General features: G+C 57.3%; 14 protein-coding genes and 1 pseudogene. 12 read left to right on the forward strand and 3 right to left on the reverse strand.

Translation table 11 applies throughout. The features are described from left to right. The first annotated feature begins 200 nt into the window (after nt 1–200). From gshB to ruvX, 4 genes are all read left to right on the forward strand, one after another. Entirely contained in the window at nt 201–1,169 is a 969-nt protein-coding gene (gshB, locus tag NCG89_RS08520; RefSeq protein WP_251089320.1) for a glutathione synthase, read from the forward strand. Further along, nucleotides 1,166–2,059, forward strand: coding sequence for an energy transducer TonB (locus NCG89_RS08525; RefSeq protein ID WP_251089321.1), 894 nt, complete (start codon nt 1,166–1,168; stop codon nt 2,057–2,059). The genes gshB and NCG89_RS08525 overlap by 4 nt, the downstream gene beginning before the upstream one ends. 88 nt (nt 2,060–2,147) lie before the next feature. Further along, nucleotides 2,148–2,714, forward strand: coding sequence for a YqgE/AlgH family protein (locus NCG89_RS08530; RefSeq protein ID WP_251089322.1), 567 nt, complete (start codon nt 2,148–2,150; stop codon nt 2,712–2,714). A gap of 46 nt (nt 2,715–2,760) precedes the next feature. Beyond that, nucleotides 2,761–3,180, forward strand: coding sequence for a Holliday junction resolvase RuvX (ruvX, locus tag NCG89_RS08535; protein ID WP_251089323.1), 420 nt, complete (start codon nt 2,761–2,763; stop codon nt 3,178–3,180). Between the two features lie 70 nt (nt 3,181–3,250). Here the strand turns inward: ruvX and NCG89_RS08540 are convergent, their stop codons facing one another. The 3 genes and pseudogenes from NCG89_RS08540 to NCG89_RS08550 form a co-directional block, all read right to left on the reverse strand. Further along, a complete protein-coding gene (locus NCG89_RS08540) occupies nt 3,251–5,563 on the reverse strand; it encodes a TonB-dependent receptor (RefSeq protein WP_251089324.1) in 2,313 nt (770 codons plus the stop codon). Nucleotides 5,564–6,392: 829 nt separating this feature from the next. Then, nucleotides 6,393–7,568, reverse strand: a complete 1,176-nt coding sequence (locus NCG89_RS08545; RefSeq protein ID WP_251089325.1) for a PilT/PilU family type 4a pilus ATPase — start codon at nt 7,566–7,568, stop codon at nt 6,393–6,395. Nucleotides 7,569–7,649: 81 nt separating this feature from the next. After that, nucleotides 7,650–8,685: pseudogene (locus NCG89_RS08550) on the reverse strand (type IV pilus twitching motility protein PilT). 127 nt (nt 8,686–8,812) lie between these two features. Here NCG89_RS08550 and NCG89_RS08555 point away from each other — a divergent pair. From NCG89_RS08555 to rdgB, 8 genes are all read left to right on the forward strand, one after another. Continuing rightward, nucleotides 8,813–9,511: a YggS family pyridoxal phosphate-dependent enzyme gene (locus tag NCG89_RS08555; protein ID WP_251086108.1), complete on the forward strand. Its 699-nt coding sequence runs from the start codon at nt 8,813–8,815 to the stop codon at nt 9,509–9,511. A 151-nt stretch (nt 9,512–9,662) separates the two neighbouring features. Further along, on the forward strand, nt 9,663–10,454 hold the full coding sequence (proC, locus tag NCG89_RS08560; protein ID WP_251089370.1) for a pyrroline-5-carboxylate reductase: 792 nt from the start codon (nt 9,663–9,665) through the stop codon (nt 10,452–10,454). After that, nucleotides 10,454–11,041, forward strand: a complete 588-nt coding sequence (locus NCG89_RS08565; protein ID WP_251086109.1) for a YggT family protein — start codon at nt 10,454–10,456, stop codon at nt 11,039–11,041. Before proC ends, NCG89_RS08565 begins: the two co-directional genes overlap by 1 nt. Nucleotides 11,042–11,122: 81 nt before the next feature. Next, nucleotides 11,123–11,425, forward strand: a complete 303-nt coding sequence (locus NCG89_RS08570) for a DUF167 family protein (protein WP_251086110.1) — start codon at nt 11,123–11,125, stop codon at nt 11,423–11,425. Between the two features lie 39 nt (nt 11,426–11,464). After that, nucleotides 11,465–12,643: a homoserine O-succinyltransferase MetX gene (metX, locus tag NCG89_RS08575; protein ID WP_251086111.1), complete on the forward strand. Its 1,179-nt coding sequence runs from the start codon at nt 11,465–11,467 to the stop codon at nt 12,641–12,643. After that, nucleotides 12,633–13,223, forward strand: coding sequence for a methionine biosynthesis protein MetW (gene metW, locus NCG89_RS08580; protein ID WP_251086112.1), 591 nt, complete (start codon nt 12,633–12,635; stop codon nt 13,221–13,223). Before metX ends, metW begins: the two co-directional genes overlap by 11 nt. A gap of 17 nt (nt 13,224–13,240) precedes the next feature. Next, complete coding sequence (locus tag NCG89_RS08585) at nt 13,241–13,699, forward strand: DUF4426 domain-containing protein (protein ID WP_251086113.1); 459 nt, start codon at nt 13,241–13,243, stop codon at nt 13,697–13,699. Further along, nucleotides 13,686–14,303 carry an RdgB/HAM1 family non-canonical purine NTP pyrophosphatase gene (gene rdgB, locus NCG89_RS08590; RefSeq protein WP_251086114.1) on the forward strand — a complete coding sequence of 206 codons (618 nt, stop codon included), beginning with the start codon at nt 13,686–13,688 and terminating at the stop codon, nt 14,301–14,303. Before NCG89_RS08585 ends, rdgB begins: the two co-directional genes overlap by 14 nt. Nucleotides 14,304–14,306: the final 3 nt, after the last annotated feature.

Raw genomic sequence — 14,306 nt, forward strand, 5'->3', positions numbered from 1 at the left:
GTTTGGGAAATCCGAAATTGCGGCACTGGGCCACATTACGCTAATTTAGCGCTCCTGACTTACAATAAGCGTCACTTTTAAACATCAAATGTAAGTCAGGGAAAACTCTCGCCATTGTGGCGCGCCAGCCCGCCCAAGTCTGACCCGGGCCGCACAGAAGTTCCCGACGCATTATTACCACCATAGAGACGGGGTACGCAATGAGTATAAGCCTTGGGGTCGTGATGGACCCCATCGAGGATATCAGCTACAAAAAAGACTCCACCCTGGCCATGCTGTGGGCAGCCCAGAGCCGCGGTTGGCAGGTGCATTACATGACTCCAGCGGACCTCTATATCAGTAGCGCCCAGGCGCGGGCGAAAACTCGCACCGTTTCCACCTTTCGCGACCCCGCCCGATACTATGAGTTAGGCGAGGAAAGGGATCTTGCCCTGGGGGAGCTGGATGCCATTTTGATGCGCAAGGACCCTCCCTTCGACAACGAGTTTCTCTACGCCACCCACATATTGGAGCTGGCTGAAACGCAGGGCGCCATGGTGGTCAATCGCCCCCAAAGCCTGCGCGACTGCAACGAAAAGCTGTTCGCACTGCAGTTTCCACAGTGCGTACCACCCCATCTGGTCAGCCGGGATCCAGCCCGTTTGCGCGCCTTTCATGCCGAGCATGGCGACGTGATTATGAAGCCACTGGACGGCATGGGCGGCAGCTCGATCTTCCGCCTGCTGCCTGAAGAGAAAAATCTTGGGGTCATTATTGAGACCCTGACAAACCACGGCAGCACCAACATCATGGCGCAAAAATACCTGCCCGCCATCAAAGACGGCGACAAGCGCATACTGCTCGTTGATGGCGAGCCTGTGCCCTACTGCCTGGCCCGAATTCCCGCAAAGGGCGAGACCCGAGGCAACCTGGCCGCCGGCGGCACCGGCCGCGCCCAGCCGCTCACCGATCGGGACCGCTGGATCGCCGAGCAGGTTAAAGATACCGTCAGAGCGAAGGGCTTGCTGTTTGTCGGTCTCGATGTGATCGGCGACGCCCTGACCGAAATCAATGTCACCAGCCCCACCTGCATCCGCGAAATCGACGACCAAATGGGCACCGACATCGCCGGCCAATTGATGGATTGCCTAGCCAGCAAGCTCGCCCTGCGGGGCAGCCCCGCCGCATGAGCGCGATCCAGCAGCCCCTGTTGATGATGCCCCAGGAAGATCACCGCCCACCGGAGCGGCTGGGTTTCATTCTGGTGCTCGCGACGGCGATGCATATCGCGCTGATCCTCGGCATCCGCTTTGCCCCCGAGCAAGCCGACGTCAAACTGCCCACCCTGGAAATAACGGTGGCCAGCTACCAAAGCCTGGAAGCCCCCGACAAAGCCGATTACCTGGCCCAGCACGACCAGCAGGGCAGCGGCACCCTCGACGAAAAAGCCGAGCTGAGCGCCGTAACTGACAGCGCCTTTCACAACAACGATATCAGCGAGCAAGCGCTGAAAATGGCGCGCAGCGACAACACCCCCCAACAGTCCGACACCATCAGCACCACGGCCCCCAGCAGCCGATCGAGCTCGTCGCACAGTACCAAAACGGTATTGCAACAGCGCCAATGGCAACAGCAGGATGACATCACGGAAATCAGCGACAACATCTCTGCCCTGGAAGCCCAGCTCGCACAATTGAACCAGGCCTATGCCAACATGCCCCGCCCCAAGTTCATCACCTCAGTGGCCGCCAAAGGCTCGCCGGACGCCCTGTACCTGAATCGCTGGGAGCAACGGGTCGAGCGAATCGGTAACGCAAATTACCCCGAGGAAGCCCGGCGCCGCGGCATTGAGGGTGAGTTGCGACTGCTGTTAATGCTCAAGCCCGATGGCAGCGTTGACCAGGTTAAGATTCTGCGCAGCTCCGGCGTCACCCTGCTGGATCGGGCCGCCAACCGGATTGTACGCTTAGCGGCGCCCTACGAGGCGATTCCCGCCGAGGTGCTGGATGGCAAAAATCGCCTCGGCATCGTCCGTACCTGGCGCTTTGAAAAGGCCGCCCTCAACGCCCGCGGCAGTTGATCATCAACCCGGCGCATCCGGGCCAAGCCCCCTGCCGCTGACGCAGATTTCTACTTGTGTTTGGCCAATCTTCTCCCATACTAGCGATATGAACAGCTCATTCGCGTCGCTAAAGAACCACTTTCTGATCGCCCTGCCCTCACTGCGGGAGGGCATCTTCGCCCACAGTATTACCTATCTATGCGAGCATGATGAAGAGGGCGCCATGGGCCTGATTATCAACCGGCCACTGGATATGAGCGTGGACCAGGTGCTCGAGCAACTGGAACTAAAAGAGCACCGCCATACCCACGCCGAGCCGGTCTACGCCGGCGGCCCGGTGCATACCGACCGGGGCTTTGTGCTCCATCGCCGCGGCCGGGAGCAATGGGATGCCACCCTGGACGTCAGCAGCGAAATCAGCCTGACCAGCTCATTGGATATTCTCGACGCCATCGCCCGGGACAGCGGCCCCCAACAATCGCTGATTGCCCTCGGCTATGCCGGCTGGGGGCCAGGCCAACTCGAAGCCGAGCTGGCGGAGAATACCTGGCTGACCCTACCTGCCGAGGACGCGATCCTGTTTGAAGTGCCCGCCGACAAGCGGGTCGATGCCGCCCTGGCCAAGCTGGGAATCAGCTTTATTCAACTGGGCTCCGACAGCGGCCACGCCTGAAGCCCGGCTCGCTCCCTACCACCCTCAGGAAAAATCACTTCTCCTCATGGTCAAACCGATTTCTGTTCTCGCCTTCGACTTTGGCACTCGCTGGATCGGCGCCGCAGTGGGTCAATCCTTATTGGGTAGCGCCACCTCCCTGCCCAGCCTGAAGGCCAAGGATGGCATTCCGGACTGGGCCGAGCTGGAGAAACTGATTAAGGAGTGGCGGCCCGACACGCTGGTCGTGGGCCTGCCGCTAAACATGGATGGTAGTGAATCAGACATTTCCGCCAGGGCGCGCAAATTTGGCAACCGCCTGCACGGCCGCTTTGGTCTGCCGGTGGAATTCAGCGATGAGCGCTTAAGCAGTTTTGAAGCCAAGGGCGACATTCTTGAACAGCGCCACTCCAAGGCATTCAAGCAAGAGAATGTAGATAGCCGCAGCGCGGCTATCATTTTGGAGAGCTGGTTTCGTCAGATCTAGGCGCAAACCCAGTACCGGCCTACGCCCTTAATTCCCTTACTCCCCGGCCTGAGGCAATCCCTAAAATACCCTACTCAAACCGGTAGGCGACTTTAATGCCGTAGGTCACAGGCTTACCTGCATAACGCACAGAAGTATCGTAGATGCGGTTTTCATGGGTCGCGTAGTACTCGTCCAAGGCATTATGACTAAACAGTTGAACCGTCCAGCGGCCGTCAGCCGTCGCCACACCGACTCTCAAATCCAACAAGCCGTATTCGTCAGATTCCAAAGAGGGATGCTCCCCGATAGTAGCTCGATCTTGGAACAGGCTCGGCGCTTCCGTCTGATAACGGTAATCTGCACCCACAAAGGCAAGCAGATTGTCCTTCAGCGGCCACTCATAGCGGGCACCTGCCACCACAGTCCACTCAGGAGTAGAGGGGAAGCTGTAGCCATCATAATTGGTCGCATCTGACCCGGTTTCATAGATATCAATGGTGAAGAAGTCACCATCGACCTCCGCGTCCAGGTAGGTTGCCGCCAAATTCAGCCGCAGGCCCTGAACAGGCATCCAGATCATTTCCAGCTCAGCCCCCTGGGCTGACGAGTCGGGAATGTTGACCAGAGCGTCGATCACACCAAAGACTTGCGCTGGATCCAGGATTCGGCCGCGAAGCTGTTTGTCTTTGTAGTCATACTTAAATACGGCGCCATTCACCACAAACTGCGGCGTCACAGTCGACTTAACACCCACCTCATAGGAGAGCAGTTCCTCCTGCTTTACCGGCTCAAACTGCACTTCACCCGTGCCGGGCAGCGTCGGGAACGACCCGGCCTTAAAGCCTTTGCTGACAGTGGTATATAACAGTGTGTTTTCCAAAGGATGCCAATTCAGGCCGAGCCGCCAGGAGACGTTATCCTCATTCAAAGAGGAATTCACCATGCCGGGGGTGAAGGTCGAGTCAAAGGTCAGGCACTCGCCCGGTGCTACCGGCTCAGCATCGTCGCCTTTGACAAAGCCCTGAATGAAGTTCATACCTGCCGTAAATTCGGCATCTCCCGACAGGCATCCCTCATAGTCGATCTCGGACTTGGTGTAGCGTGCTCCCGCTTGCAGGTTTAGATTGTCGAGGAGATCGAATTCGATGTTACCGAACACCGCCTTGGTCGTCGCCGTGGGCTGGGCGTAGGTGTTGATCTCAGCAAAGGGCTCAAGACCAAATGCCGTAAACGCAAAGGCCGGCGTGGTGTAAGGCAAGCGACCCAGCGAATTCTCTTCGGTCTCGTCTTTAGCGTAGGTTACACCCAGCAACCAAGCCATCCGGCTTTGCACCGCTACACCACTGGCACGAAACTCCTGAGAAAAGGACTCGACCGTGCCGCGCTGACGCTGGCTATTGCCATCAACGGCAACCCCGTCATTGTTAATCCAGTCATCCTGTTCGTAATCCTGGATCGAAGACAGCGAAGTCAGCGTCAGGCCGTCTGAAACCTCGTAATCAGCCCGCACTGTCGCCTGATAGAATTGTTGATCATTCTCATGTGGCAACCCGGGAAACCAGTTTGCCGCACGGGCATCATTGGGTGCGAAGGGCGCATTGACCAGATCAGGAACTTGATCCGCCTGGGTAGGATCCTGGAGGTTGAGATCAATCAACTGGGTCACTGGCGTGTCCGACTCATCGGTCCAGGTATTCAGGTTCACCGCAACATCGAGCCGGTCAGTGGGCGCCCAACTGAGCAGCAAACGCAATTTTTGCTGCCGGGTGTCACCAAGCTCGCCACCATGTGTAAAACTCTCTTGCCAAGCACCACCATCCGACACGTCAAAGGCGAAGCGCGCTCCCAGCGTGTCAGTCAAGGGACCGCTGACAAAGCCATTAACATTAATCGCGTCAAAACGCGCGTAAGTGCCTTCAATGCCGGCCTCGAAGGTACTGGTGGGTTTTGCCGCAATGTAATTGATTGCCCCCCCTGTTGCATTCTGCCCGTATAGGGTTCCCTGAGGACCCTTGAGAATTTCCACTCGCTCCAGATCAAGGGTGGCGCCCTTGGTCAACGCGGGAAACGCGAAAGCAACCTCATCCACATATACGCTGACCGTTGGGCTGGCAGCCAGAGACTCTGAGTTGTAACCCACACCACGAATGGAATACACCGGCGTACCATAGGAAGCCTGAGAAACCATAAAACTAGGCTCTACTTTCATAAGACCAGCTACATCGCCAATTCCCAGCTCTTGCAGTTGCTCACCGCTACGCGCCGTGATCGACATACCAACATCACTGATCGACTGCTGACGCTTTTGAGCGGTAACAACAACCTCTTCAATAACAGACCCGGACGACTTACCGGATTGCGCCAGGACCGGAACAGAGGAAAAAACAACCAACCCACTCAATATCGTTGCTTTGGAATTCAGACGGATACCCGATATGAGCGGCTTCAACCTGATTGATTTAGAGAGTTTCATCGCACTACCACCTATTAAAATTATTCATGTAATGTAATATTGATAAATTAGTCACTAAACACAATTATCTTCAGGCAAATGTGTCACAGTCAAAATAGGTATTAACCACTACTTAGATCGATGATTAATTAACTTCCGCCTAATCCCTATCCAACAGGTCATACCTAGGGCATCACAAAAAGATCCGCATGAGACATAGTGGCCAGCACAAGCCACTAACAGAATTTCTAAACGAGCAAAGTCGACGGCGCGGAGTGAATTTTATCGGGCAAGCATTGGCAAGGGACACACCAACCATCGCCAACTGGGTCGGCCATAGTCTGATTGAAGCGTTTTATTGCGTCAGAGCTAGCCAGGACCTGCTCATACTAATTTGATTGCCAATATTGTGGCCAATAAGCGTCAATCCAGCGGACGCCGAGCGCGGACGAGAGGAGAACAGTTTGGTTATTCCAAATAAACGAAAGTTGGCCCCGCGAACAAAGCGAGTGCTTTGGGTCCGAGCAACGCACAGTGGCGCAATTTTAGCCTCAACCCGACGGGCCGGGAGGCGTTCCGCTAGCTGGAGGAAAAAATGACCGCCAGCAGCAATCAAATTAGCGTGAACATATCCCAAAACAACCAAGCTAGAACGTTCTGGAAGAGGTCCATAATTAGTCAATTTCGGCCAACTTCAATCAATGCAGTGAACTGTATGTCCCGCAGATTCCTCGACGGCACATCAAAATGCATACAGTCCAAAAAAATCAAAAGTGAATCAGGTGCGACGCCCAGTCCCAGCACCAAAGCTCCCGCCTCGCGGAGGGCTCTTGCTGTCGTCTTCCTGCATGCTCAGTTTGCCTGCCATCTGTTTGATGGTTTCCGGCCGGTTATCAGCGCCCAACTTGATTAGCAGGCGCAGGTCGTTGGCGGAGTCGGCATGGGCGATGGCATCCTGATAGGTGATTTCGCCCTGCGTGTAGAGATCGTACAGCGCCTGATCAAAGGTTTGCATACCCTGCTCGGTGGACTGGCGCATGAGGTCTTTCAAGCCGGCAACATCGCCTTTGCGAATCAGATCTGAAGCCAGCGGCGTATTCAGCAAAATCTCCACACAGGCCCGGCGGCCATCGCCATTGCGGGTGGGCACCAATTGCTGGGCAACCATGGCTTTCAGGTTGAGGGACAAGTCCATCCACAACTGGGTGTGACGCTCTGGCGGGAAGAAATGCAGAATCCGATCTAGCGCCTGGTTTGCATTGTTAGCGTGCAGCGTACACAAACACAGGTGCCCGGTTTCAGCGAAGGTAATGGCGTTCTCCATGGTTTCCCGAGTACGCACCTCGCCGATCATAATCACATCCGGCGCCTGCCGGAGCATATTCTTCAGCGCAATTTCAAAGGAGTCGGTATCAATCCCCACCTCCCGCTGGGTCACGATACACCCGCGGTGCTGGTGCAGAAATTCAATGGGGTCTTCCACCGTAATGATGTGCCCCTTGGAATTATTATTGCGGTGCCCAATCATTGCCGCCAGGGATGTGGATTTACCGGTGCCGGTGGCGCCAACAAAGATAATCAAGCCCCGCTTGGCCATCGCCAGGTCCTTGATGGTATCGGGCAGGCCCAGCTCATCGGTGGTGGGAATCTGGGTTTCAATGCGGCGCAACACCATGCCTACCAGGTTGCGCTGGTAAAAGGCGCTGACCCGAAACCGGCCAATACCGCGAGCGCTGATGGCGAAATTACATTCCTTGTCCCGGACAAAGTCCCGGCGCTGTTGCTCGGTCATGACCCCCATCACCACTTCCCGGGTCTGCTCAGGACTCAGCGAATTGCTGCTCAACGGCGCAATCTGGCCATTTATTTTGATGGAGGGAGGCACCCCCGCCGAGATGAACAGATCTGATGCGCCTTTTTCCTGCATTACCCGCAGCAGTTTTTCGATTTCCAAGGGACAGCTCCTAGGGCCTGTTAACACTAATTGAATTGCACCAGCTGGAGGTCATTTTTGCCTCCAGCTAGGTGGAGAGTGTTAAAAATTCTCCGGGAATCGCGCCCGGGTCTTGGCAGCGTCCCTGCTGATCTGGCGGTTCTGTACCAGATTTTTCAAACATTGATCCATGGTTTGCATGCCGACATTGGCGCCGGACTGGATGGCCGAATACATCTGCGCCACCTTGTCTTCCCGAATCAGGTTTCGAATGGCCGGCGTGCCGATCATGATTTCGTGCGCCGCCACCCGGCCACCTTCCGGTTTTTTAATCAAGGTCTGGGAGATAACCGCCTGCAAGGACTCGGACAGCATCGAGCGCACCATGGCCTTTTCTTCACCGGGGAAGACGTCCACCACCCGGTCGATGGTTTTGGCCGCCGAGGTGGTGTGCAGGGTACCGAATACCAGGTGACCGGTCTCCGCCGCAGTCAGGGCCAGGCGAATGGTTTCCAGGTCCCGCAGCTCCCCCACCAGAATAATATCGGGGTCTTCCCGCAGAGCTGAGCGCAGCGCCTCGTTAAACCCGTGGGTGTCCCGGTGCACTTCCCGCTGGTTTACCAGGCACTTTTTCGAATCGTGAACAAATTCGATGGGGTCTTCGATAGTAAGAATGTGCTCGAATTTGTTGTCATTGATGTAGTCAATCATCGCCGCCAGGGTGGTGGATTTGCCCGAGCCGGTGGGCCCGGTGACCAACACCAGCCCCCGAGGCAGCATGGAGACATCCTTGAAGACCTGACCCATTTTCAAATCTTCCAGGGTCCAGACCTTGGAGGGGATGGTCCGGAACACACCGCCCGCCCCACGATTGTGGTTGAAGGCGTTCACCCGGAAGCGCGCCACCCCCGGCACTTCAAAAGAAAAGTCAGTTTCCAGAAACTCTTCGTAATCCCGGCGCTGACGGTCGTTCATGATCTCGTAGATCAGCGCATGCACCTCGCGGTGCTCAAGGGGGGGGAAGGTTGATCCGGCGGACATCGCCATCTACCCGGATCATCGGCGGCAGTCCCGCAGACAAATGGAGGTCGGACGCATTCTGCTTGGCACTGAAGGCCAGTAATTCAGTAATATCCATAACATTCCTTAACGGCCAAAAACGGCACAATGCGCCATACCGTATTATCGTTGACGCAGTGGCACCCGGCAGGCCTCAGCATTATTAACCCGATAGGGAAACGGTTTCCAGAGACAGCAGAGACTTTATGACTGACGCTACCACTATCAGCAAAAATATAGCAGCAATTCGCCAGCGAATCTGGGCTGCCGAGAAAGAATCAGGTCGTCAGGCAGGCAGTGTCAAACTGATGGCGGTCAGTAAAACCCGCAGCGCGGCGGAAATCGCAGCGGTGCTGACCGAGGGTGTCAACGACATTGGCGAAAACTATCTACAGGAAGCCCTTAACAAACAACAGGAACTGGCCGGAGAGGCGATTTGCTGGCATTTCATTGGGCCCATCCAATCCAACAAAACCCGCCAGATTGCCGAGCAATTTGACTGGGTACACAGCGTTGACCGCCTGAAAATTGCCCGGCGGCTGAGCGAGCAGCGCCCGACCGATCTGGCACCGCTCAACATCTGCCTGCAAGTCAATATCAGCAATGAGGAGAGCAAGTCGGGCTTTGCCGTCGAAGCGGTGCTGGCTGATGCCAGCAGCATCGCTGCGCTGCCGAATATTCGCCTGCGGGGGCTGATGGCCATCCCCGCCGCCACCAAAGACCCCGCCGCCCAACGGGCCAGCTTTGCCGCCGTGCGCACACTGCTGGCGCAACTCAAGCAGCAGCTCCCCGAGTGTCCGTGGGACACCCTGTCCATGGGCATGTCCGGCGATATGGAGGCCGCAATCGCCGAGGGTGCCACCATCGTCCGCATTGGCAGTGATATCTTTGGACCCCGGCAATAACCCGCAACTCTCACCCACTGGCCCAGCCTGATATACTGCGGCCTCCATGCGGTCGCCAGAGCGACCCCCACGGCGACCCCAGCGCGCCGATACTGACCCGATTGGAGAATCTGTGAGCGCACCAAGCATCGCATTTATTGGCGGCGGCAACATGGCTGCCAGCATTATCGGTGGCCTGCTGGCCAGCGGATTTACAGCACAAAGCCTGTGGGCCAGCGACCCCAACCCCGACAGCCTGGCAAAACTCGCAGCCCTGGGCCCCGTTAACACCACCGCCGACAACGCCGAAGCGGTCAACGCCGCCGATATTGTGGTCATGGCGGTCAAACCCCAGATTATGGCCACCGTTGCCAAATCGATCGCGCCGCTACTTGAATCTGGCCGCAAGCCCCTCATTATTTCCATTGCAGCCGGCATCACCAGCGCCAGTCTGGATCAGTGGCTTGGCGGCCGGCAGGCCATCGTTCGCTGTATGCCCAATACCCCGGCCCTGGTGCAGACCGGCGCCACCGCGCTGTTCGCCAACAACCAGGTGTCTGATACGCAGCGCCAGCAGGCCCAGCAGATTCTTGAGGCCGTCGGCATTGCCCTGTGGGTAGACACCGAGACGGAACTGGACGCGGTTACCGCTGTGTCGGGCAGCGGTCCGGCCTATTTCTTTCTGGTGATGGAAGCGATACAGGCCGCTGGACGGGAGCTTGGCTTGTCTCCAGAACTGGCCGAGAAGCTGACACTGCAGACCGCCCTGGGCGCGGCGAAAATGGCCATTAACGGTGAGGTGGACGCTGCCGAGCTGCGCCGCCGGGTCACCTCACCCAATGGCACCACTGAACGCGCCATTGGCATATTTGAGGCCGGTGACCTGCGCGGCCTGTTTATGAAAGCCCTCAATGGCGCCAAGGTGCGCTCCGAGGAATTGGCAAAGGAGCTGGAAGAGAACTGATGTCTGCCGTAAATGAAATTACTATCCTGCTGCTGAACACCGTCATCACGCTGGTCATGCTGGCCTTCTTGCTGCGTATGCTGCTGCAACTGGTGCGAGCCGATTTTTACAATCCTATTTGCCAACATCTGGTGAAGGCGACCAACCCAGTGGTGCTGCCCCTGCGGCGAATTTTGCCGCCACTGTGGAGTATTGATAGCGCGTCATTGCTATGCGCCCTGATCGTCCAGGCCATTGGTATTACCCTGCTCGCCCAGCTCTACTTTGGCCTGTTCCCCAACCCAGCCCAAATTCTGCTGTGGTCCGTGCTGGGACTGTGCGGCGCACTGCTCAACATCTACTTCGTTGCCATCATCGCCAGCATCATTCTGAGCTGGGTGGCCCAGGGCAGTTACAACCCCGCCGTGCAATTGTTACAGCAACTCACCGAGCCGGTGATGGCGCCGTTCCGAAAGCTGCTACCCAATATGGGCGGCCTCGATTTTTCACCAATTCTGGTGTTCCTGCTGATCAATGTACTCGAGGTGATTCTGCGCCACATGGCGGCCTCCGTGGGTCTCCACCCGGCGCTGGTATTAGGCATTTAATCGGTAAAGGGCCGGTGGGCAAACCCGAAGAACCGCGGCAAGCCGCCGGATGCGCTTGGCAAGAAAAGCGCCGATAATTCAATGACCGACGCGTTTTTCCAGTGGCAAGGTGACAATCTCCTGCTCCACTGCCATATTCAACCCGGCGCCAAATCCAGTGGGTTTAGCGGGCAACACGGCCACCGTCTGAAGGTGCGCATTGCCGCACCGCCCGCCGAGGGCAAAGCCAACACGGCATTGATTGCCTTTGTGGCCAGTCAGTTTGATGTCGCCAAGCACGCGGTTAGCATCACATCGGGTGAGCAAAGTCGGCAGAAAACCCTTAAAATCGCCGCACCAAAGCAAATACCGGAAGGCTTGGGCATCACCGGCCCAACACCCTGAATGACATACCCCATCGTTCAAATAAGGACAAAGGGCTAAATGACAGAGACATCTTCCCCCGACAGCCTCGCCACACCGGGCAGCGTGGGCATCGTCACCCCCCAGACATTGCATTTCGATCAGCCCTTGCGCTTGTCCTGCGGTGTTGACCTTCCCCAACACGACATCGTCTTTGAGACCTACGGCCAACTCAACGCCGACAAATCCAACGCCGTGTTGATCTGCCACGCCCTTAGCGGCCACCATCACGCTGCGGGTCGCCACAGCGAAGCAGATCGCAAACCCGGCTGGTGGGATAGCTGTATCGGCCCAGGCAAACCCATCGACACCAATCACTTCTTTGTACTGAGCATCAACAACATCGGCGGCTGCCACGGCTCCACCGGACCGCGCTCTATCAACCCCGCCACGGGCAAACCCTGGGGGGCCAGCTTTCCCCACCTGCGCTGCCGGGATTGGGTTGAAAGCCAGCGCCTGATGATGAGGCACTTCGGCATCGACCAGTGGGCCGCCATTGTCGGTGGCAGCCTCGGAGGTATGCAGGCCATGCGCTGGTCGCTGGAATACCCTGACGAAGTTCGGCACTGCCTGGTCATTGCCTCAGCCATGAAGCTCTCCGCCCAGAATATTGCCTTCAATGAGGTCGCCCGTCAGGCGATTACCTCTGACCCCGACTTTCACGGCGGCGATTACCTTGAGCACAACACGCTGCCCCGCACCGGCCTGGCGCTGGCGCGCATGGTGGGCCACATCACCTACCTGTCCGAAGACGGCATGAAGCAGAAGTTTGGCCGCGAGCTCAAAGCGGGGGATTTGCGCCTGGGCTCGGTAGGCCCGGTGGAGTTTCAGGTAGAGAGCTATCTGCGCCATCAGGGCGAGACCTTTGCCAACAGCTTTGATGCAAACACCTACATCTTGATGACCCGGGCGCTGGATTATTTTGACCTGGCCCGGGAGTATGACGACGACCCGGTGGCTGCCTTCCGCCACGCCAAGTGCTCCTTCTTTGTGGTGTCGTTCACCTCCGACTGGCGCTTTTCCCCGGCCCGATCACGGGAGATTGTCGACGCCCTGGTCGCCGCCAACCGCCCGGTGAGCTACGCCGAAATAGAAGCCGACCACGGCCACGATGCCTTCCTCATTCCCATTCCCCGCTATATGCAGGCCTTCCACAGTTACATGCAGCGGGTCAAAGAGGAGATCAACCATGCGTCATGATCTCACCCTGATTCAACCGTGGATTCAGCAGGGCGCCCGGGTACTCGACCTGGGCTGCGGCGACGGCACGCTGCTGGCCGCGCTGCGTGACCAGCGCGGCGCTTTTGGTATCGGTCTGGAAATTGATCACGACAATATCAATCAGGCCCTGGCCCGGGGGGTCAATGTCATTGAGCACGACCTCAACACCGGTCTGGCCAACTTCCGGGATAACAGCTTCGACATGGTCGTCATGACCATGGCCCTGCAGACTCTGCGCTATCCCCATCTGGTGATTGATGAAATGCTGCGGGTGGGCCGCGAATGCGTGGTGACCTTCCCCAACTTCGGTTACTGGCGCAGCCGCTGGTATCTGGGGACGAAAGGTAAAATGCCGGTGTCCAAGTTTTTGCCGTATACCTGGTACGACACCCCCAACATCCACTTCTGCACGGTGCGAGATTTCGACCAGCTCTGCGAGGACAAGGGAATTCGCATACTGAACAGCCGCTACATTGATGCCAGCAACAGCCAGGGGGCACTGTGTGCCCGCATGCCCAACCTGCTCAGCGTGACGGCGGTTTACCACATCAGTAAATAAACACTCAGGAGAGCATTATGCTGCGCGGCATTTTGATTACGATATTGCTGTCGTTGACCAGCAGCGGGCTGTGGGCTCAGGACGGCGCGCCGCCGCCCACCCCAACCGAGAAGCAATTCGGCGCCGATACCGTTTACTTCACCGTTCTCAATACCAGCTTCCTGGCAGCAGACGTCGCGCAAAGTTACGGCATTGTCCGGGGTGACGATAAATTTTTACTCAACGTTGCCGTGCGTCGCCAGGGTGACAGCGGTAGCGAAGCGGTTCGCGCACAGGTAAGCGGCAGCACGTCAGATTTGATTCACCGCACCGAACTGGATTTTCTGGAAGTGATCGAGCAGCAGGCGATCTACTACATTTCCAGTTTCGAGATTGATAACACCGAGCAACGGGATTTTCGCCTGCAGGTAACCGCCGAAGGTAATACCCGCAGTTACGATATTAACTTCAACAAAAAGCTGTATGTCGATGAGTAATGCCAACCCCACCAAGGTCGTTCTCGCCAGCGGCAATAAAGGCAAACTCAAGGAGCTGGGCGCAATCCTGGGCGAGCTGGCTATGGAAGTGCACAGCCAGAGCGAGTTTGCCGTGGTTGAAGCCGAAGAGACTGGCCTGAGCTTTATCGAAAACGCCATTCTCAAGGCCCGTAATGCTGCCCGCCAGACTGGACTGCCCGCGTTGGCCGATGATTCGGGCCTGTGCGTTGACGCCCTCGGCGGCGCCCCCGGTATTTATTCCGCCCGCTACGCCGGTGAGCAGGCCAGCGATGCAGACAACAATGCCAAACTGTTGCAAGCACTGGCCACACACACCCATCGCCGGGCTCACTTTCACTGTGCATTGGCCTTCGTACTGCATGCCGATGACCCCGCCCCGGTCATCTGTGAGGGCGTGTGGGAAGGAGAGATTGTCGACCAGCCCCAGGGCGACAACGGCTTTGGTTACGACCCCCTGTTTTATATCCCCGATCTGAAATGCTGCAGCGCCCAACTCCCTCCTGAACAAAAGAACCAGCTCAGTCACCGGGGCCAGGCCCTCAGCCAATTACTGCCCCGCCTGCGCCGGGCACTGCAGCGTTAGCGC

It is taken from the genome of Spongiibacter taiwanensis, assembly GCF_023702635.1.
Classification (GTDB): Bacteria; Pseudomonadota; Gammaproteobacteria; order Pseudomonadales; family Spongiibacteraceae; genus Spongiibacter; species Spongiibacter taiwanensis.

Coding starts and splice junctions, on each gene's coding strand:
- gshB (WP_251089320.1), top strand. CDS start 201: ATGAGTATAAGCCTTGGGGTCGTGATGGACCCCATCGAGGATATCAGC.
- NCG89_RS08525 (WP_251089321.1), top strand. CDS start 1,166: ATGAGCGCGATCCAGCAGCCCCTGTTGATGATGCCCCAGGAAGATCAC.
- NCG89_RS08530 (WP_251089322.1), top strand. CDS start 2,148: ATGAACAGCTCATTCGCGTCGCTAAAGAACCACTTTCTGATCGCCCTG.
- ruvX (WP_251089323.1), top strand. CDS start 2,761: ATGGTCAAACCGATTTCTGTTCTCGCCTTCGACTTTGGCACTCGCTGG.
- NCG89_RS08555 (WP_251086108.1), top strand. CDS start 8,813: ATGACTGACGCTACCACTATCAGCAAAAATATAGCAGCAATTCGCCAG.
- proC (WP_251089370.1), top strand. CDS start 9,663: ATGGCTGCCAGCATTATCGGTGGCCTGCTGGCCAGCGGATTTACAGCA.
- NCG89_RS08565 (WP_251086109.1), top strand. CDS start 10,454: ATGTCTGCCGTAAATGAAATTACTATCCTGCTGCTGAACACCGTCATC.
- NCG89_RS08570 (WP_251086110.1), top strand. CDS start 11,123: ATGACCGACGCGTTTTTCCAGTGGCAAGGTGACAATCTCCTGCTCCAC.
- metX (WP_251086111.1), top strand. CDS start 11,465: ATGACAGAGACATCTTCCCCCGACAGCCTCGCCACACCGGGCAGCGTG.
- metW (WP_251086112.1), top strand. CDS start 12,633: ATGCGTCATGATCTCACCCTGATTCAACCGTGGATTCAGCAGGGCGCC.
- NCG89_RS08585 (WP_251086113.1), top strand. CDS start 13,241: ATGCTGCGCGGCATTTTGATTACGATATTGCTGTCGTTGACCAGCAGC.
- rdgB (WP_251086114.1), top strand. CDS start 13,686: ATGTCGATGAGTAATGCCAACCCCACCAAGGTCGTTCTCGCCAGCGGC.